Source organism: Acetobacter senegalensis, from assembly GCF_001499615.1.
Classification (GTDB): Bacteria; Pseudomonadota; Alphaproteobacteria; order Acetobacterales; family Acetobacteraceae; genus Acetobacter; species Acetobacter senegalensis.
Genome location: NZ_LN606600.1, coordinates 1,319,586 through 1,338,092, shown reverse-complemented (window position 1 = coordinate 1,338,092; position 18,507 = coordinate 1,319,586). Strand labels below are relative to the sequence as shown.

The following is an 18,507-nucleotide window of genomic DNA, read 5'->3' as shown; positions in this document are numbered from 1 at the left end:
ATTTTGAAAAACAGGTCGATCTTGTCAGATCATCTCCACGAATGCTTGTGCAGCATGCCCCATGCGTCGTGATTTGTGGCGCAGCATAGAGAAGTTGCGTTCATCCAGAACGCAATCAAGAGCCTGAATGAGGCCTGCCCGAACGCGCGGCGCGGCAGCAAGGTGAGAGACGGCGGTAATCAGATCACCGTCTGAGACAGCCTCCATCACGGCCTCATTGGATGGAAGAACCAGTCTGACTGTCAGTTCTGTTAAGTCCAGACCAAAACGGGAGTGCAGACAGGTTTCCAGATGGTTGCGTGTGCCAGATCCTTCCTCACGCAAGACCCATTGGGCTTTTATCAGGTCTTCACGGCGGGGCGGGCGGTTCGTCAGGGGATGTCTTGGTGCCACATAGAGCCCAAAGCCATCTCCTCCCACTTTGTGCCGCGCCAACACTCCTTCTTCAACATAGCCTTCCACAAATCCCAAATCCGCATCGCCAGCAAGAACGCTCGCGGCTGCCTGCGTTGTATTGCAAACCCGAAGGTCGAGCGTGATGCCGGGGTGGCAGGATGCGAACCGTGCGAGGCGGCGCGGCAACCAGTAGCTCGCTACTGTCTGGCTGGCGACGACGCGCAACGTTCCGCGGACCAGCCCTGAAAGATCGTCAAGTGTTTGCAAAGCCTGCGCCGCTTTTGCCAGAACACCCTGTGCCTCCGGCAGAAAAGTTCGGCCTGCTTCATTAAGCTCAAGGCCGCGCCCAATGCGTTCGAACAGTCTGGTCGCGTGTTTTTCTTCTAATGCAGCAATGGCAGCACTTACGGCAGGTTGCGTCAGGCACAGGATTTCGGCAGCCGCACGCATGTTGAGCGTTTCCGCAACGGTCACGAAGATACGAAGTTGTTCTAGTGTCATTCAATAAATATAATCTATTGAACAAATACAAACAATCCATTGGATTTATCGAGCGCGGGTCGCGATGCTGCCCTCATGAAACAGAAGCGTCTCAATTATGGTTATGCGCCTGGGGTAGTCCTCAGTCTTGTCGTCGCCGTCGTATCGCTATTGGTAGAACAGGCTGAGCGGCTACTAACAGGCACGGTATGGCTTGAAGGGCTTGTTCTTGCCATTCTTCTGGGAACAATCGTTCGCACCGTCTGGATGCCGTCGGCTCGTTATCATTCTGGTATCCATTTTACGGCGCATCGGGTGTTGGAATGGGCCGTTGCACTAATGGGGGGAACAATCAGCGCGGGCGTGGTGCTGCGGGCAGGGCCAGTGCTGCTGTTCGGGATTGTCGTCACAGTGTGCGTTACAATTCTCGCTGGTATCGCAATTGGGCGTGTGTTGAAACTGCCCACGAAGATGGCCATTCTGATCGCATGCGGCAACGCAATCTGTGGCAATTCCGCGATTGCCGCCATAGCCCCTGTTATTGATGCAGATAGCGACGATGTGGCGACATCTGTTGCCTTTACTGCCGTGCTCGGCATTATCGTGGTGGTTGCCCTGCCAATCATTGCCCATGGATTGGGGTTGACGGCTGAAGGAGGGGGTATGCTGGCTGGGCTGACGGTGTATGCCGTGCCACAGGTTCTGGCTGCTGCTGGCCCTATGGGCCCAGTGGCGGTACAGATGGGCACAGTGGTCAAGCTGGTGCGTGTGCTGATGCTGGGGCCAGTTGTCGCTGGTTTTTCGCTTCTTCACGCACGAACGGAGTTGGCGCGGGATGCCTCCATTTGTAGATTCGGCATTACCCGGTTCCTTCCACCATTCATTCTGGCGTTCATGGCGCTGATGGCCCTGCGTTCGGTCGGCCTGCTACCGGATGCTGTGGTCGTCCCCCTGCACGTTACGAGCAATTTACTGACAATTGTCGCCATGGCGGGGCTTGGTCTGACCGTTGATCTGCGCGGTGTCTGTGCTGCCGGCATGAAAACCATAGCCTGCGTTACGCTCTCTCTCTTTCTGCTGGGAGCTGCTGCCTTGTGCGTTGTTCGGTTGTGCTGTCATGCATAACGGAAAACGGCACCCGCACTGATCGGGCAGGAAAAGTCCGCATGCCAAGAAAAGGGCGAAGGCTGGCTCGGGCATTTTTGAAGAAGGTGATGGTGCACCAGAATGCGTAGGAGCAAGTATAGTTGCTCCTACGCAAGATGATACCGTGTCTTATTCGGTAATCGCGCGGCCTTGTGGAATGTTTTGAGGGTTGGCGCGGGCGGCTACTTCTCGCGCGTAGGTCTCATTGGCCCGTTTTATCAGGAACTGGCGGATTTTTTCAATGTCCTGACGTGAAAGGATGTCATCAAAGCGTGCCATGCCGTACGCGGTCAGGGCTCCCCGGCCGACAACATTCTGGAATCCCGCCATGTGATGAATGGCACCTGACCAGCGCAGGTCCGGCAGGACACCACCAGAAAGCGCGTTGTCACCGTGGCAGACCTGACAGAACGTTTCGTATAGCTGGTACCCTGCGGCAGCCTGTTGTGCATCGAATTGTTCTGGCGGCTTGACCGGTATCATCCCCCTGTCATTTTGCGGTGGGAGTTCCGCCGTACCATCCAGCGCGAAAACGAGCAGACGGGAATGATTGACCGTCCAGCCTGAGGATAGCGCCGTTCGTCCCATCAGCAATGGATAGATGCCGCCCCAACCGGTTTCTACAGCAATATATTGCTTGCCATTCACTTCATAGGAGATCGGCGGTGCGATAATCCCGCTCTGTGCATTGAAATTGAAAAGATCCGCCCCATTCCTTGCGTCATAGGCATGGAACTCGCCGTTTGCTAGCCCCTGGAAGATCAAGTTGCCACCCGTGGAAAGGAGGCCCCCGTTCCATGGCCCCTTGTGATCGACCCGAAAGATTTCCTTCTGTTGTTTGGGGTCCCACGCAATCAGCCACCCTGTGAGCGTCTTGAGAAAACCGTCGCGGATAGCGGGATCATCGGGAAGACCCTGCATGCTAATTCCGAGGTTCAAGCCTTTGTGCTTCAAGGGTTGGGCGTCGGGGGTAAACACCATCGGGATCTGTTGGGCAGGAATATAGACAAGGCCAGTCTGGGCGCTATAGCTCATGGCTGCAAAATTATGTCCGCCCAGATCCCCCGGAAGGCCTGCCCAAGGTTTGCCCGTAAGGGAATACAGTGCGTCAGGAACGATATTGGGGCGGCCCGTTACGGGATCAATATCCTTGGCCCAGTTGACAGGCACATAGTTCCTTGCCGTGATAAATTCACCCGTTTGCGCGTCTATAATGTAGAAGAAACCGTTTTTTGGTGCGTGAAGCAGGACATGACGCTTTTTGCCGTTGATTTCGAGATCGGCGGTCATAATGTGCTGGGTCGAGGTATAATCCCACTGGTCCTGAGGCGTTTCCTGGAAATGCCAGACATATTCACCAGTTTCTGGTCGAATGGCCACAATTGACCCAAGGAAGAGATTGTCCCCAATCCCATCAGAACGTTGTTTATAGTTCCACGGTGAGCCGTTGCCGACGCCAAGATAGACAAGATCGGTCTGCGGATCATAAACGATGGAATCCCATACTGTTCCGCCACCGCCGGAGTGGATCCATGCACCATGCGGCCCCCAGGTACGATAGGCCATGGTCATCAGGGGGGCGTCAGATGCTGCGTGGTCGGGTTGATTTGAACGGTTGGGCGTGGTGTAGAAGCGCCATTTCAGCGCCCCGGTTTCTGCATCGAAGCCCGAGACGAAGCCGCGTGCGCCGAACTCCGCGCCACCATTGCCGATCATCACCACGCCCTTGGCTACGCGTGGCGCGCCATCGGTAATGTAGGATCTGATATCACCCAGCCACGCGTCCTTGGGAATTGTGTCCACCTCCCATATTTTGTGGCCGGTTTTAGCATCCAGAGCGATCAGACGGTTATCGAATGTTCCTACAAAAATCTTGCCGTTCCAGTAGGCTGCCCCACGATTAACGGTATCACAACAGCCGCGCACGGCGGATGGTCCCGGCACTTGAGGATCATAACTCCAGAGCAACTTGCCGCTCGCTCCGTCATAGGCACGGACCTTGCTCCAGTTTGTCGTGGCGTAGAGGATACCATTGACCACCAGCGGCGTGCCTTCCTGGCCGCGATTGGTGTCGAAGTTGCTTGACCACGCCAGTTTGAGCCGGCCAATTGTTTCCGTGTTGATCTGGTTTAGCGGGCTATAACGGTGTTCGTTATAGGTGCGTCCATGGGTCGGCCAGTTCTGTGGCGATTCCTCCGCTTGTGTGACGACAGGATCATCCGTTGCAGCCTGGCTTTGCGATAGATGGGTAGCGGACAAGGTAAGGATGACGACCATATATAAGGTCGCCCTAAACAGGAAAAAGTGCTTCATGGTATTGCTCTCGACCAGTGCTGACTTGCGAAGAGTGCTCCGGTTATTGTTTTTAATATCGCATGATCACTGATTTGATTTCCGTGAAATGATCGATGAACGCACTTCCGAATTCACGACCGATTCCAGATCCTTTTGTGCCGCCAAATGGCATGGCGGGATCGATATAATTGTGCATGTTGACCCAGACTGTGCCCGCTTCAACACGAGGAATGAGACGCAGGGCCTGCGATAGATTGTTGGTCCAAAGGCTGGCAGCCAGACCGTATGGTGAGTCGTTCATGAGTGTCACCAGTTCGTCCACGCTGTCATACGCCAGAAGAGACGCGACTGGACCGAATACTTCCTGACGCATCAGTTCGTCATTCTCTGATCGCGCCAGTACTGCCGTTGGCTGTATGTAGCAACCGGGCAGATCAAATGCGCCGCCGCCATGGATGAATGTCAGATTCTGGTCACGCGCTCGCGTGAAATACCCGATCACTTTGTTAAAGTGGGACCGATTTGCCAGCGGGCCGAAACGGCTTTCATCATCCATCGGATCACCCGGTGTGAGAGTCGCCAGGCGCTTGCCGAGTTGCTCTGCTACATTATTGATCAGGGAGCGATGGACATAATAGCGTTCAGCAGAAGCACAGACTTGACCCGAATTGAGAAAACCGGCCTCAATAATGCCCTCTACCGTCTTCTCTGGCGAAACATCAGGTAAGAAACCTGCGGCATTCTTGCCACCGAGTTCGAGAGTGACCCGTTTGAAGCCAGATTGAAGGGCGGCTGTGCCGATAATTGCCCCTGTTTCCATGCCGCCGGTAAACGTAACTTTGGCAATTTTTGGATGTGTTGTGAGGGCGTGACCCACCTGCTGCCCGGGGCCGTTGACCACGTTTAGAACACCAGGAGGGATTCCTGCTTCAATCACCAGTTCTGCAACACGTAGCATGGTGAGGGGCGTCACCTCGCTGGGCTTGATGACGGCTGTGCAGCCACACGCCAGGGCTGACCCGAATTTCCAGACCGCAATCATGATCGAAAAATTCCAGGGTACAATGCCTGCCACCACACCCAGTGGCTCACGCAGTGTCAGCCCGGTATATTTCTCGCCATTGGCGGAAGGGAGAGAGAGTGCAACAGTCTTGCCCTCAATTCGTGTTGTCCAGCCTGCATAATAGCGCAGGAATGATACGGCATAATCGACCTCGAAAGCACGTGATAAAGTAATCAGCTTTCCCGAAGTCAGGGTTTCAATCTGTGCCAGTTCTTCACGATGGGCGATCATGAGATCGGCAAGCCGGTTCAGCAGCAGGCCGCGCTGGGCTGGAGAAACGTTCGCCCAGCCACCGTGAAAGGCACGGTGAGCGGAGTCTACCGCATAGTCGATATCTCCGCTCGTGGCCGTGGCAACATGTGCAATCACCTCATCCGTAGCGGGATTGGTGATGGTGATCACTTCGTCCTGCTGGGAAACAACAGTTTTGCCGTTTATGAACTGACCGTTCAACCGATTCATGAAATCGCGAACTTGGGGTAGTATGGAAACTTCAACCATATTTTAAACGTCCTGTTCTGAACGGAAGATATTCTTGATCAGTCGAACAGGTGGATCGGTAAGGCAAATTCCACCCAGTAACGGTCGCCGCCAATTGTATTGCGGGCATCCAGGGCATGCTGCCATTTAAGGACTACGGCTGTACCGGGGGAAAAATCATAAACAATCTGCGGTCCTATGGTGAAGTTGCGCAGCTTGTAGCCGTCCATATAACGTTGCCCGTTCAGGGTATCGTTACTTGTCTGGTAGGCCCAGTTGCCGTTGACGCCAAACTGCAGTTTGCGCAATTTAGGGAACGGGCGGTAGGAAATACCATAATCCATGTTGAACAGTGTACCATCATGGTAGCCTGTATCGCGGTTACGGGTTGACATCTGGACTGTATTTTCAAGAGAAAACTCCCAGTTTCCAGGGGTCCATGTCACGGCGCCTTCTTCCATGAATGTCACGCGCGTGGCAGTAACATTCGAGAAATCAGAGTGGTTGTAGGAGGAACCCGGAAACCAGAAATCCTGTCCGAACAGTAAATGCAGGTCTCCTTTCGACCAGGTGACATAGAGGGCCTGCAGGTCGAATGATGACATATTGAAAGTATAGCTGTTCTGGCCACCGACGCTTACATATTTGCGCTGGAAAACTGGCGAAAGTCCGGTGGAAAAATGAAAGTCCCCTAGTGCAAAATTCCATGTATGCAAAAGGCGCGGCGCAAACGCGAACAGATTTCCTCCAAATGCTTCGGGGGAATGACGACCGTGGCTGTCGTTGAGGGATGTCAGCGGAATATCAGCAAGATAATTCAGAAGTTCGGTTTTCCCGAGATCTGGCATGATGGCCGGCAAAACGGTATTGACCCCCATGGGGTAGGTACTGCCACCTCCCTCAGTGGCATAAGCCGCCCGTGGCGCAGCATGCAAGCTCCACGCTGCCAACGTGATCAAAACAAAGGGCAACGCTTTTTTGAAAAGAGAGTCATGAATTTTTCTCAGTTTCTTGCGCTGAAGCGCCATGATGTCGTCCCGCGAGGTGCCTTGTGCGGCACGACAAGACTGAACGAAACCTTTACCCTTCGACACAGCAGAATAAGGCAGTGCCATAAGTTCCTCCATGTAGCACGTTGACCGTGCTTTTGTTGTGAACACGTTTGCCGTGTTTTTTATTATCAACACGCTTTTCGTGTTTATTGATTAAGACCGTTATGAAGACGGCTCGGAGAACAGGGTGCCGCCTATAGATCGGGAATGCCCGCGAAATTGCGCTATGATGGTTCCTTCCTGAGTGACTTCAATGTCGTACAGGCCGGAACGTCCTGCGCGACTGATTTCCCGGGCGCTTGCGAGGAGGCGCTTGCCTGCCACGCCGGGGGCCAGATAAGTGATGGAGCAATGCGCGGCGACTGTACGCTCATTGTAGCTATTGCACGCAACAGCAAATGCGCTGTCTGCCAAGGCAAAGATAAAGCCACCATGGATTGTGCCGATGCCGTTGGTCATTTCAGTGGTTGCATTCATGGCAACTATCGAAAAGCCGGGTCCTACTTCCAGGATTTCCATGCCCAGGCTTTTGCTTGCCCTGTCATTGGTCCATAAGGCTCTGGCTGCTGCGCGGGCACGTTCTTCTGGGGTCATGTCGCTTTACCATTGGTCCGAGTTACGCGCTGTTTTGCGAAAACCAAGAAGCTTCCTCTAAATACTTGGCAAAAACAGGTCATGCGTAGCTTGTCTCTGTTTAAGGCAAGCGTAGCGCTGTTGTGCACTATAAAAAGGGTTGGCTTCACGTAAGCACTCCCGCCTCAGACCAACGTGGTCTTTAATTAACCGTCTGGACGATCAATAACGATTCTGACATTACAGAGTTTCTGTCTCTGTCGCCATCACTTCTGAGGGAGGATCTTAAATTGCCACTTTCCTTTTGAAGCGCAGCCCAGTTTTGAGGAGGGGGAACTCGATGTTCTGCTAGCGTTAGGCTGTTATTCGGATACACTTTTTCAGACGGCAGGAAGAAGAGAAAGTATTTCTATGTATCTGTAATTATTGGTAAAAACTGTTTTAAATACATAATTTATCGTAACAGGAATAAGGTTGTGACAATAAACGTGGATGGTTCAATGGTCCAATTGAGTGGTCATACAAGCTGTTCGATGAGGTAGATAAACAGCGTTTGTAATCACCGCCTGAATAGAACCATGATTATTGCAGTATAAGGCGATATATACGCTTTTTTTGAAGAGAAATAGGAGATTTTTTCTCATATATGATGATGTTTTGATGAATTTATTTTAAGTCGAGGTTGCTGGCCTTTGCGGTGATTGTTTGTGGCAGCCTTTTCTTCCTCAGTGGGGCTTATTGGGAAGGAAAGTGTAGACAGGACCGTTATTCTTCTTGCATTTCAGCACTCAGAAAAAGCATTGGCCGAGGAATATCAGGATCATGGACAAACCGCTCAAAGATATATTGCGGCTGTTTCAGGCAGAGCCAAGCCGAACATGGTCCATTGTCATGACCTTTTTTGGGGATATGGTTCTTCCTCGTGGTGGTTCGATTGGACTGCCGACGCTTTTAAGTCTTTTTCACGCCATGGATGTGGGCTCTGGCACAGTCAGAACAGCGTTATCACGGCTTTCTGCTGATGGATGGGTTGAGCGTACACGTATTGGGCGCAACGCTTATTATTGTTTGTCGTCCCGCGGCATGGCGCTCTCGCGTGATGCAGAGCCAAGAATCTATGGAACCTTTTCGTTTAAAACCCAGCGTAAGCTGCGCTTGGCCGTTGCATCGGCATCCGTAAGGTCGTTGGTGGGCGATGAAGCAGCTCTTGTGGCTACACGGATGAGGGAAGCTGGATATACAGCATTTGCCCCTGGGGCATGGCTTGGGGTGGATGACGGCACTTTGCCTGATGGCATCTTCGGCCTTGACGTGAACGGCTCGCAGGTAGCCATGCAATGTCTTGCTGCATATTTTTCACTTGATGATCTCGCTCGATCCTATCTGCGGTTTGAAAAGATATTTTCGCCTCTTGCCAAAATGTGCACAGACCATGCGGAGCAAAAAGGGGCGTTCCATCAGGATGGACTGAGTGCCGTTGTTGCGCGCACTCTGCTCATTCATGAATATCGGCGTATTGCCTTGCGTGATCCGCATCTTCCAGAAGCGCTCATGCCATCTGACTGGGCCGGATATAGAGCTCAGACTCTATGCGCCACAATCTATCGGGCTTTATTGCCAGCATCAGAAGCATGGTTGACGGAAAATGGTCGTGGCGGTGATGCAGGGCGGCTACCAGCACCAACGCCAGCATTTTATAAGCGATTTCAAGAGGTAAGAGGGGCGCAGTCGGGGGACTTTGTATAGTCCTTGCTCCAGAAAAAGAAAAATAGGGAAAGTCAGTTCTGATATCACGTGTATTTTATGTTACAAGATTCGCTATTATTCTTGAAATTATGTAATGCTTTCGACTGTAAGTTTGCAGGAGAACGCTTATGTACACGCAGGCACTTAACGATCTGCCGACTCCGCATAATCTGGAAGATGCCGAAAAAATGGCAAATTTTCAGACCCGTATTGATTCGGAAGACCGGATTGAAGCAAATGACTGGATGCCCGAAGCTTATCGGCGTACTTTGGTACGCCAGATCAGCCAGCATGCCCATTCTGAAATTATCGGACAGTTACCAGAAGGGGCGTGGATAACCAGAGCACCATCCTTGCGCCGCAAGGCCGCCCTTTTGGCAAAAGTACAGGATGAATGCGGGCACGGCCTGTATCTCTACGCTGCCGCAGAAACACTCAATGCATCCCGTGAAGCTCTTATGGACCAGCTCATGGAAGGAAAGGCCAAATACTCCTCCATTTTCAATTATCCCACCATGACATGGGCCGATATTGGTGCAATCGGGTGGCTGGTGGACGGGGCGGCAATCATGAACCAGATTCCGCTCTGTCGCTGCTCTTATGGGCCTTATGCGCGTGCGATGATTCGTGTCTGCAAGGAGGAGAGCTTTCACCAGCGGCAGGGATTTGAAATTATGATGACGCTGGCAAAAGGTTCCGCACGTCAGAAAGCAATGGCGCAGGATGCCCTGAACCGCTGGTGGTGGCCCAGCCTGATGATGTTTGGACCACCGGATACTGACAGCCAGCATTCAGACCAGTCTACTCGTTGGAAAATCAAGCGTTTTAGCAACGATGAACTGCGTCAGAAGTTTGTGGATGCGACCGTACCTCAGGCCCAGTTCCTGGGTTTGACTCTTCCAGATCCGGATTTGCGTCAGGATGAGGTCACCGGAAATTGGATCTATGGCGAGATAGACTGGGAAGAATTCAAGCAGGTTATCGCTGGAAACGGCCCCTGTAATCAGGACAGGCTCGCCAGCCGCAGGAAAGCTCATGAAGAAGGTGCATGGGTAAGAGAAGCTGCTGCAGCTTATGCTGCGCGGCAGGCTTCCCGCAATGCCGCTTAAGGAAATAGGATTATGAATAAAACGCTTAAGGCAACGCCGCCTGTGCAATTGTGGGAAGTCTTCATTCGTAGCCGAAGCGGGCTTGCGCACAAGCATGTGGGATCTTTGCATGCTGAAGATGCTGAGCTGGCGCTTCAGGCTGCCCGTAATCTTTTTACACGCAGAGGCGAAGGGCTTTCAATCTGGGTTATACCCTCGCACCTGATTGTTGCTTCAGACCCTTCGGAGAAAGGCATGCTGTTTGAGCCTGCGCTTTCTAAAGCTTACAGGCACCCAACTTTTTACAATGTACCTGAAGAAGTCGGGCATATGTAGCCTTTGGCTATCGTGCCATGGCACGAAGCCTGCAAGAGCAGGAAAAGAATATTATGGTCACAAATACCATATCTGTTTCAGAAACCCCACAGGTGCTTTACGCACTGCGTCGAGCCGATGATGCGCTCATATTGGGGCACAGGCTTTCAGAATGCTGTGGTCATGCTCCTACCTTGGAAGAAGATATGGCTCTGGCCAATATCGGGTTGGATCTTATTGGTCAGGCGCGCGCGTTATACGCGCTTGCCGCACTGCGTGAGCCCTCTTTAGAAGATGGTCGTGCGAATACAGAAGATACCTATGCCTATTTGCGTGATGTTGGGCAGTATCGTAATCTTCTGTTGTGTGAATTACCAAATGGTGACTTCGGGCGCATCATCATGCGTCAGTTTCTTTATTCTGCTTTCATCGATCCCTATTGGCGTGCGATGATGAAATCATCTGATGCACAATTGGCCGCTATTGCAGAAAAAGCAGAGAAGGAAACAGCATACCATCTGCGTTATACCTCTGAATGGGTTATCAGGCTTGGGGATGGCACGCCGAAAAGCCATGATCGGATGCAAGCCGCTCTGGAGTTTCTTTGGTCTTATACCGGAGAAATGTTCGATACGGACGAAGCGGAAGTCATGCTGCAGGCTGAGGGAATGATTATTGATGCCTCGGTTATTCATGATGGATGGCGCACCACGGTGCAAACTATCCTTGATCGTGCAACTCTCACCCTTCCTCAAAGTGCATGGATGCAGAAAGGTGGACGTAGCGGCCGTCATTCAGAACATCTTGGATTTTTGCTTGCTGAAATGCAGCAACTCCCTCGTTCTGAACCGGGAGCTGTGTGGTGACACCCCAGACAGATGCCCTGTTGCGTACAAGGGTACTGCATGCTCTCGATGATGTAACTGACCCGGAAATTCCTGTTCTGACAATAGCAGATTTGGGAATTTTACGGGATGTCCGAGTGCATAATGGTGTGGTGGATGTGACCATTACGCCTACCTATTCAGGTTGCCCAGCCATGAACATGATTGCTCTGGATATTGAGACAGCCCTTGCGCGCGCTGGTATTGAAAATTTTCATGTAAAGACAACGCTTTCCCCCGCTTGGACAACCGCATGGCTGAGTGAAGCCGGCCGCCAGAAACTTCTTGCATATGGTATTGCGCCTCCACAGGAAGGAAGTGGGCGTGGCAGTCTTTTTGGAACAGTGGAAGTGGCGTGCCCCCAATGCGGCTCAATAGACACCAGCAGGTTGGCGGAATTTGGGTCTACCTCCTGCAAGGCTTTGTGGCGTTGCAATACATGCCGTGAACCCTTTGATTATTTTAGGTGCCATTGAGCCCAAAGCATGAGATTTCATAAAAAAGAAAGAATAGGAAATGTCTCAAACAGATAGTCTTAACGCATCAAGTGCTCAGGTTGCACGCACGGCGCGCTTCCATAAATTGCAGATTGCTGATGTGAGGCGTGAGACACCGGATGCGGTTTCTCTTGCTTTCACAGTGCCGGACGATCTTGCTGAGGCTTACAGTTTTGTGCCTGGGCAGTATCTTACTTTGCGAACCACGCTGGATGGGGAAGACGTGCGTCGTTCTTACTCTATCTGCTCCGCGCCATCTGATGGCGAGTTACGGGTGGCCCTTAAACGTGTGGAAGATGGTATATTTTCCACATGGGCCAATACAAGCCTGGCTGCAGGCGACACTCTGGATGTGATGACTCCTACGGGGCGTTTTGGCATTCAGCCTGATAGCACTGCGCAACGTGTTTATGCGGGGTTTGCCGCGGGTTCTGGTATTACGCCTGTTTTATCCCTTGCCAGAGGATTGCTTGCGACCGAACCGGATAGTTCCTTCTTCCTGTTTTATGGGAACAGATCAGTCGGGGATATGCTGTTTCGTGAAATGCTGGAAGATCTGAAAGACCAGTTTATGGAGCGCTTTTCGATCTTTCATGTTTTTTCAAAGGAACAACAGGATATTCCAACGTTGAATGGTCGCCTGGATGCAGAAAAAATAAGAACAATTCTTCTGCATGTTTTACCTACCGAAACATTGGACCATATTTTTGTGTGTGGTCCATCAGGTATGACCGATGATGCGCTTTCAGTGCTTCAGGATGCAGGGGTGGCGGAAGACAAGATACATATAGAAAGATTCATATCCACGTTTTCTGGAAAACCGCGTTTGCATCCAAAAATTACGTCAGAGCAAGCGGCGCAGACCGGGGTGGTGGCCACCTTAATTGTGGATGGCAAGCGCGCAGACGTGAATGTTGCTGAAGAAGAAACGCTTCTGGATGCTGCATTACGCTCCGGGCTGGATCTTCCCTATGCGTGTAAGGGCGGTATGTGTAGCACCTGCCGCGCCAAAGTGACCGAGGGGAAGGCCGAGATGACTCTTAATTTCTCACTTGAAAAATGGGAGGTCGATGCAGGTTTTGTTCTTACCTGTCAGGCACACCCGACAACAGAGCACGTTACGGTAGATTATGACGCCATGTAAGGCGTCATTGTTTTCTTACCCCAGTTTGTCACCACTCTTTTTTCAGGGGAGTGGTGCGCCAATAATACGCCCCGCCGCGAGCCTGGCATAGTCTGCACGGCTCAGGGGGCCATCTTCTTTGAACCATGTATAGGCCCAGTTCAGCATGGCGAATAAGGACATTGTCAACGGTTTCAGTAACATGGAAGAGGAGCCGGGGGAGGGGAGTGCTGCATTGATGGCGTCCGAAAATCGACTCACCAGAGCGCGCTCCATCATACGGATGGTGTCTTGCTGTTCAGGGTCCAGCAGATCCATGTGGTTGAGCTGAACCTTGTGTTTTGCATTAGCATCCCGGTAGGCGTTAAGCAGCGCTTCTGTCATACTGTAAAGTGTTTCTTGCGCAGTTAGGCCTGACCATTGTGTTGGATCCGTTGCGACCAGAAGCTCCTGCAGATGGGTTTCGATCAGGTCAAACAGCAGTTGCTGTTTATCTGTATAATAATGATAAAAAAGAGCTTTGGATGTTCCACAGGCTTTGGCAATCATGTTGATCGAAGCACGATCAAATCCAAGGCTTGCAAATAAATGAGCCGACCGCTCCAGAATCATGAGGCGTTTTTCTTCGTAGTCGCTTGCGCGCGGTCGCGCCATGATTGATTTCCTTTAATGTATAGTCAGTAGATGCTAGTTTTTTATAGAAATGCCAATAAAATCAAGGGGTATGTTGGCCCCTTGATAAAAGAAAGCAAGCAGCCTCAGGCTGCGGCAGGTTGTGCGCTCATGGTCAGAAGATCGTAGCGCGCCACTGTCTCCTTGTTCTGGTTAAACAGTTCTACGTCCCAGCGAACCTCGCCATAATGAGGTTCACGAGCGGCATTTTTTGACTTTACAGTCAACCGTACCTGAATGGCATCTCCAGGTGACACTGGCTTAAGGAACCGAAGGGATTCCAGTCCATAATTGGCCAGAAGTGGACCGGGCGCTGGGTCCACAAACAGGCCGGCAGCAAAAGAGAGCAGCAAATAGCCATGTGCCACCCGACCGGGGAAAAACGGGTTGGCGGCGGCTGCCTTCTCATCCGTATGAGCGTAGAAAGTATCTCCCGTAAATTCAGCAAAATGCTCTATATCCTGCACAGTAATTGTGCGCGGCTGAGTATGGATGGTGTCCCCTACAGTTAGCTGGGCAAAATTGTATCGGAAGGGATGTTCCTTGCGCAACGCTTCCTGCGCGCCAATGGTCCAGCGCCCTGTGAGCCGTGTGAGGCGTGTGGGAGAGGCCTGCAAGGCCGTGCGCTGCATATAATGGCGAATGCCCCGTATGCCGCCCAGTTCCTCTCCACCACCCGCACGGCCGGGGCCGCCATGCACCAAGGCGGGAAGAGGTGAGCCATGGCCCGTGCTTTCTTTGGCACACTCCCGGTCCAATATGTGCAGCCTCCCGTGGAATGAAGCCAGACTTGCCACAAGCTCCGCTGCCACATTGTCATCGTATGTGCAGAGGGTTGCGACCAAGCTTCCTTCACCACGTTTTACCAGGCTGGCTGCGTCGGCCAGAGAGGTGTAGGGCATGATAGTCGCAACAGGGCCAAAAGCTTCAGTATGGTGTACACTGGTGGCATCATGAGGGTTCAGATTCTGGAGCAGGACCGGACTCATAAAAGCTCCGCTCTGATCAGATGCACCGAGTGGATCGCAGTGCTGAGGGTCCCCGAAAACAATTTCGCTTTCTTGTGCGAGAGTTGCGACGTGACGTCGAACATCTTCACGCTGGGCGAGGCCAGCGAGGGGGCCCATTGTCACACCTTCATGCTGCGGGTCGCCCACAACAATCCTGTCCAGCCGTGCTTTTAGTGCTGTTGTGACCTCTGCGATGATGGTCTCCGGCACCATAATTCTTCTGATAGCTGTACATTTCTGACCTGCCTTGACGGTCATTTCCTGCGTAACCGCCCGAATAAACAGATCAAATTCCGGCATATCGGGAGAAATATCAGGGCCAAGTACGGCTGCATTGAGGCTATCACGTTCTGCGATAAAGCGTACAGCGTTTGCAGAAATGATTGGGTGATTACGTAATTTTTCGGAGGTTGTAATGGAACCGGTAAAAGACAGAACGTCCTGCCCTTCGAGATGATCCAAAAGGTCGCCTGTGCTTCCACAAATAAATTGAAAAGCGCCGGGGGGAAAGATGCCGGAGTCAACAATCATTTGGGCAACAGCATGTGCAACATAACTGGTCACTGTGGCGGGTTTTGTAATAACGGGAACGCCAGCAATAATTGCAGGTGCAAGTTTTTCAAGCATGCCCCAGCAGGGAAAATTATAGGCATTGATGTGAACGGCTACTCCTTGCAGGGATGACAGGATATGCGTTCCCATGAATGTGCCATTACGAGAAAGTGTTTCAACTTCTTCGGCAAGGATATACTTGTCTGGAAGGTTTTTCTTGGCCATTGATGCATAGGCAAAAAGTGTTCCTATCCCGCCGTCAATGTCAAACAGATTATCGCGGCTGGTCGCGCCGGTGTTGAAAGAGAGATCGTAAAGCGTCTGTTTCCGTTCTGTCAGATAGAGAGCCAGTTTTTTTATCATATCTGCACGCTGATGAAAATTCAGCTTGCGGAGTGCAGGCCCGCCTTTGCTGCGCGCATGTTGCACAAGTCCTCCAAAATCCAAACCTGAACTGGATGCCTGTGCGATGATCTGCCCGTTGACCGCGCTCTGTATATCTTCAAAGCTGGAAACAGCTTTATGCCATCTGTCCTGCGCGTACGAGGCAAGTATGGGTGTCATGACTATTATCCTTTTAGGTTCAGGCCAGAATACTGCTTGCCTTGGCGCGGTTATCAATCACGCGGGTTACTTTGCCGTTTGAGCGCGGGATCATGCCTGGTTCTTTCACGGAAACCTGAACAGAAACACCGATTGTATTTTTGATGGTTTTTATGATTTCGCGGGAACGGTGAGACGTTTCTGCCGGGTTCCATGCTTCCGGCCGGGGCTCTACATGAATGGTCATGTTATCCATGCGGCCATGATGGGTCAGTTCGATCTGAAAATGTGCGCTGCACCATTTACAGTGCAGAAGGGCCGCTTCAACTTGTGTAGGGAAAATGTTCACGCCGCGCAGAATGATCATATCATCTGAACGTGCCATTATTTTTTCTATTCGTCTTACTGCAGGCACCATGGTGCCCGGTAAAAGGCGGGTTAAGTCACGCGTGCGATAGCGCACGATAGGGAAAGCTTCCTTGGAAAGTGATGTAATGACCAACTCTCCCGGCTCTCCGTCCGTGACGGGAACGCCCGTTTCCGGGTTAATGATCTCAGGGTAGAAATGATCCTCCCAGAAATGAAGGCCATCTTTTGTTTCTATAAACTCCTGAGCAACACCGGGGCCAACAACTTCTGAAAGTCCGTAAATATCAACAGCATGCATATCGAATGCCTGCTCTATCTCTTCACGCATACTGTTTGTCCACGGCTCTGCACCAAAGATGCCATACTTTATGGAAGAAGCCCGAGGGTCCAAACCCTGCCGACGGAATTCATCCAGCAGGGCCAACATGTAGGAGGGGGTGACTGTAATGATTTGCGGCTTGAAGTCTTCAATCAGTTGCACCTGCCGTTCCGTCATGCCGCCCGACATGGGGATAACGGTGCAGCCCATACGTTCAGCTCCCAAATGCATGCCGAGGCCGCCTGTAAACAACCCATAGCCATATGCATTATGCAGTTTCATGCCGGGCCGTCCGCCTGCCGCGCGGATTGAGCGCCCGACAATGCCCGCCCACATATCCAGATCCGCATGGGTGTATCCGACAACTATGGGTTTTCCTGTGGTGCCGGAGGAACCATGAATGCGTGCAAGCCTTTCCTGTGGCACGGCAAACATTCCAAAAGGGTAGGTATCGCGTAGGTCTGCTTTGGTTGTTGTCGGGAACCGAGCAAGATCGGATAATGAGCAGAGATCGTCCGGATGGACGCCCGCCTCTATGCATCGGTTACGGTATAAAGCGACGTTATCATAGGCATGGCGAAGAGACCATTTCATACGCTCAAGCTGAATGAACATCAGTTCATCGCGAGATAGCACGGCAATGTCATGTATGGCTTCCGGATGGGGGTAAGCCGGGGTGTAGACGGTGGCGTTCATCGTAACCTCATATCGCCTCTTTGCGGGGCTGTTGTTTTGGGAAGGTTCGGTTTGTAAAACGTTCGTCCTGTAGGCACTGTATCGGTTAGATGTTGTTTTTCAGGGCAGAGAAACCATTGATGACATGAGCATTTTCCCTGCCGATGTTGAGGTTTTCTTGTGCTCTGTCTTTTTTCATGAAAAGCGTGGTCCAAGGTTTTGCAGCTTTTGGAACAAGGAAGACTGTAAAACAGGCAGAGCCTTCGTAAGACATAGCGATTATCCCAAACCGCTGAAATGCGGCTTTCGCTTTTCGATGAAAGCGGCTACCCCTTCAGCATAATCATCTGTCTGGCCAGCACGGCGCATCAGGTCACGCTCAAGGTCCAGTTGCTGGTCCAATGTGTTATGGGATGATGCATTGAGGGCAGATTTTATCTGGCCCAGTCCAAAAGTCGGCTGTTCAGAAAGGTGTTTTGCAAGAGAGAAAGCCTCTTCATGAAGGTTTTCATCTTCGACAGTCTTCCAGATGAGTCCCCAGTCCGCCGCGGTTTCTGCTGAGAGGGGCTCGCCCAGTAAAGCAAGTCCCCGGGCACGAGCCTCACCAACAAGGCGGGGGAGGTGGTATGTGCCTCCAGAATCGGGGATAAGGCCAAGTTTGGCAAAGGAAAGTACAAATCGTGCTCCCTTGCCTGCAATCACAATGTCGCAAGCTAGGGCAATATTCACGCCCGCACCTGCTGCCACACCGTTGACGGCGCACACTATGGGCTTGGGCAGGGACCGAAGTTGCCGGATAAGAGGATTATAAAATGTCTCTACAGTATGTCCAAGATCAGGAGCCGCGGCATCTGGTGCGCGAAGTCGCTCGGAAAGATCCTGGCCAGCACAAAACCCTCTTCCTGAGCCTGTAAGCAGAACGGCCCTGCATGATGAATCTTCTCGCGCTTCTGTCAGGGCTGCTCGTAACGCTGCATGCATTTCATCGTTAAGCGAGTTAAGGCGTTCTGGCCTGTTGAGAGTGATGGAAAGCCAGCCAGGATGCCGTTCAACGAGCACTGTAGTCATGGGATATTCCTTGTGGGTCGGTAAAGCCGATCTTGTTTTTGTTTCAGGCGAAGGACATCACGTATTAATATATTGACCAACCGGACGGCTGATATATTCTGACAGAAGTCTACATCTGTCAATAAATCAAAAAAAACGGAGGCAGCCGATGGATGATAACC

At 51.8% G+C, this 18,507-nt stretch carries 17 protein-coding genes; 7 read left to right on the top strand and 10 right to left on the bottom strand.

Annotation, left to right across the window (positions count from 1 at the left end; all coding sequences use genetic code 11):
- Positions 1–24 precede the first annotated feature (24 nt).
- Complete coding sequence (locus tag ASN_RS05940) at positions 25–897, bottom strand: LysR family transcriptional regulator (protein WP_058987517.1); 873 nt, start codon at positions 895–897, stop codon at positions 25–27.
- A gap of 75 nt (positions 898–972) precedes the next feature.
- On the opposite strand from ASN_RS05940, the gene ASN_RS05935 reads away from it, so the two are divergent.
- Positions 973–2,001: a YeiH family protein gene (locus ASN_RS05935; RefSeq protein ID WP_058987516.1), complete on the top strand. Its 1,029-nt coding sequence runs from the start codon at positions 973–975 to the stop codon at positions 1,999–2,001.
- Positions 2,002–2,151: 150 nt separating this feature from the next.
- Here ASN_RS05935 and ASN_RS05930 read toward each other — a convergent pair whose 3' ends face one another.
- The 4 genes from ASN_RS05930 to paaI all read right to left on the bottom strand — a co-directional run bounded on the left by ASN_RS05930 (position 2,152) and on the right by paaI (position 7,506).
- Positions 2,152–4,299 carry a PQQ-dependent dehydrogenase, methanol/ethanol family gene (locus tag ASN_RS05930; RefSeq protein ID WP_058987515.1) on the bottom strand — a complete coding sequence of 716 codons (2,148 nt, stop codon included), beginning with the start codon at positions 4,297–4,299 and terminating at the stop codon, positions 2,152–2,154.
- A gap of 88 nt (positions 4,300–4,387) precedes the next feature.
- A complete protein-coding gene (locus tag ASN_RS05925; RefSeq protein WP_058987514.1) occupies positions 4,388–5,881 on the bottom strand; it encodes an aldehyde dehydrogenase family protein in 1,494 nt (497 codons plus the stop codon).
- A gap of 38 nt (positions 5,882–5,919) precedes the next feature.
- Positions 5,920–6,975 carry a SphA family protein gene (locus tag ASN_RS05920; RefSeq protein WP_058987513.1) on the bottom strand — a complete coding sequence of 352 codons (1,056 nt, stop codon included), beginning with the start codon at positions 6,973–6,975 and terminating at the stop codon, positions 5,920–5,922.
- Between the two features lie 99 nt (positions 6,976–7,074).
- Positions 7,075–7,506 (bottom strand): hydroxyphenylacetyl-CoA thioesterase PaaI, encoded by a 432-nt coding sequence (gene paaI, locus ASN_RS05915; RefSeq protein ID WP_058987512.1) that lies wholly within the window; start codon positions 7,504–7,506, stop codon positions 7,075–7,077.
- Positions 7,507–8,307: 801 nt separating this feature from the next.
- Here paaI and ASN_RS05910 point away from each other — a divergent pair.
- The 6 genes from ASN_RS05910 (at position 8,308) to paaE (ending at position 13,159) form a co-directional block, all read left to right on the top strand.
- Positions 8,308–9,231 (top strand): PaaX family transcriptional regulator, encoded by a 924-nt coding sequence (locus tag ASN_RS05910; RefSeq protein WP_058987511.1) that lies wholly within the window; start codon positions 8,308–8,310, stop codon positions 9,229–9,231.
- A gap of 128 nt (positions 9,232–9,359) precedes the next feature.
- Positions 9,360–10,340, top strand: a complete 981-nt coding sequence (gene paaA / locus ASN_RS05905) for a 1,2-phenylacetyl-CoA epoxidase subunit PaaA (RefSeq protein WP_058987510.1) — start codon at positions 9,360–9,362, stop codon at positions 10,338–10,340.
- Positions 10,341–10,352: 12 nt separating this feature from the next.
- Entirely contained in the window at positions 10,353–10,655 is a 303-nt protein-coding gene (gene paaB, locus ASN_RS05900; protein WP_058987509.1) for a 1,2-phenylacetyl-CoA epoxidase subunit PaaB, read from the top strand.
- Positions 10,656–10,672: 17 nt separating this feature from the next.
- Entirely contained in the window at positions 10,673–11,500 is an 828-nt protein-coding gene (paaC, locus tag ASN_RS05895) for a 1,2-phenylacetyl-CoA epoxidase subunit PaaC (protein WP_082666599.1), read from the top strand.
- Positions 11,497–11,994 (top strand): 1,2-phenylacetyl-CoA epoxidase subunit PaaD, encoded by a 498-nt coding sequence (gene paaD / locus ASN_RS05890; RefSeq protein ID WP_099048359.1) that lies wholly within the window; start codon positions 11,497–11,499, stop codon positions 11,992–11,994. Before paaC ends, paaD begins: the two co-directional genes overlap by 4 nt.
- A gap of 40 nt (positions 11,995–12,034) precedes the next feature.
- A complete protein-coding gene (gene paaE / locus ASN_RS05885; RefSeq protein WP_058987507.1) occupies positions 12,035–13,159 on the top strand; it encodes a 1,2-phenylacetyl-CoA epoxidase subunit PaaE in 1,125 nt (374 codons plus the stop codon).
- Between the two features lie 42 nt (positions 13,160–13,201).
- On the opposite strand, the gene ASN_RS05880 is transcribed toward paaE, so the two are convergent.
- The 5 genes from ASN_RS05880 to paaG all read right to left on the bottom strand — a co-directional run bounded on the left by ASN_RS05880 (position 13,202) and on the right by paaG (position 18,346).
- On the bottom strand, positions 13,202–13,792 hold the full coding sequence (locus ASN_RS05880; protein WP_058987506.1) for a TetR/AcrR family transcriptional regulator: 591 nt from the start codon (positions 13,790–13,792) through the stop codon (positions 13,202–13,204).
- A gap of 104 nt (positions 13,793–13,896) precedes the next feature.
- Positions 13,897–15,936, bottom strand: coding sequence for a phenylacetic acid degradation bifunctional protein PaaZ (gene paaZ / locus ASN_RS05875; protein WP_058987505.1), 2,040 nt, complete (start codon positions 15,934–15,936; stop codon positions 13,897–13,899).
- 19 nt (positions 15,937–15,955) lie between these two features.
- Complete coding sequence (gene paaK / locus ASN_RS05870) at positions 15,956–17,299, bottom strand: phenylacetate--CoA ligase PaaK (RefSeq protein ID WP_058987504.1); 1,344 nt, start codon at positions 17,297–17,299, stop codon at positions 15,956–15,958.
- 85 nt (positions 17,300–17,384) lie between these two features.
- Positions 17,385–17,552, bottom strand: coding sequence for a hypothetical protein (locus tag ASN_RS19555; RefSeq protein WP_157765121.1), 168 nt, complete (start codon positions 17,550–17,552; stop codon positions 17,385–17,387).
- A gap of 5 nt (positions 17,553–17,557) precedes the next feature.
- The gene (gene paaG, locus ASN_RS05865) at positions 17,558–18,346 is read right to left on the bottom strand and encodes a 2-(1,2-epoxy-1,2-dihydrophenyl)acetyl-CoA isomerase PaaG (RefSeq protein ID WP_058987503.1); all 789 of its coding nucleotides are present in this window, start codon (positions 18,344–18,346) and stop codon (positions 17,558–17,560) included.
- Positions 18,347–18,507: the final 161 nt, after the last annotated feature.

What these genes read in the sequence shown, in the direction of transcription:
- ASN_RS05940 (WP_058987517.1), bottom strand. Translation starts at nt 897, where the DNA reads ATGACACTAGAACAACTTCGTATCTTCGTGACCGTTGCGGAAACGCTC.
- ASN_RS05935 (WP_058987516.1), top strand. Translation starts at nt 973, where the DNA reads ATGAAACAGAAGCGTCTCAATTATGGTTATGCGCCTGGGGTAGTCCTC.
- ASN_RS05930 (WP_058987515.1), bottom strand. Translation starts at nt 4,299, where the DNA reads ATGGTCGTCATCCTTACCTTGTCCGCTACCCATCTATCGCAAAGCCAG.
- ASN_RS05925 (WP_058987514.1), bottom strand. Translation starts at nt 5,881, where the DNA reads ATGGTTGAAGTTTCCATACTACCCCAAGTTCGCGATTTCATGAATCGG.
- ASN_RS05920 (WP_058987513.1), bottom strand. Translation starts at nt 6,975, where the DNA reads ATGGCACTGCCTTATTCTGCTGTGTCGAAGGGTAAAGGTTTCGTTCAG.
- paaI (WP_058987512.1), bottom strand. Translation starts at nt 7,506, where the DNA reads ATGACCCCAGAAGAACGTGCCCGCGCAGCAGCCAGAGCCTTATGGACC.
- ASN_RS05910 (WP_058987511.1), top strand. Translation starts at nt 8,308, where the DNA reads ATGGACAAACCGCTCAAAGATATATTGCGGCTGTTTCAGGCAGAGCCA.
- paaA (WP_058987510.1), top strand. Translation starts at nt 9,360, where the DNA reads ATGTACACGCAGGCACTTAACGATCTGCCGACTCCGCATAATCTGGAA.
- paaB (WP_058987509.1), top strand. Translation starts at nt 10,353, where the DNA reads ATGAATAAAACGCTTAAGGCAACGCCGCCTGTGCAATTGTGGGAAGTC.
- paaC (WP_082666599.1), top strand. Translation starts at nt 10,673, where the DNA reads ATGGCACGAAGCCTGCAAGAGCAGGAAAAGAATATTATGGTCACAAAT.
- paaE (WP_058987507.1), top strand. Translation starts at nt 12,035, where the DNA reads ATGTCTCAAACAGATAGTCTTAACGCATCAAGTGCTCAGGTTGCACGC.
- ASN_RS05880 (WP_058987506.1), bottom strand. Translation starts at nt 13,792, where the DNA reads ATGGCGCGACCGCGCGCAAGCGACTACGAAGAAAAACGCCTCATGATT.
- paaZ (WP_058987505.1), bottom strand. Translation starts at nt 15,936, where the DNA reads ATGACACCCATACTTGCCTCGTACGCGCAGGACAGATGGCATAAAGCT.
- paaK (WP_058987504.1), bottom strand. Translation starts at nt 17,299, where the DNA reads ATGAACGCCACCGTCTACACCCCGGCTTACCCCCATCCGGAAGCCATA.
- ASN_RS19555 (WP_157765121.1), bottom strand. Translation starts at nt 17,552, where the DNA reads ATGTCTTACGAAGGCTCTGCCTGTTTTACAGTCTTCCTTGTTCCAAAA.
- paaG (WP_058987503.1), bottom strand. Translation starts at nt 18,346, where the DNA reads ATGACTACAGTGCTCGTTGAACGGCATCCTGGCTGGCTTTCCATCACT.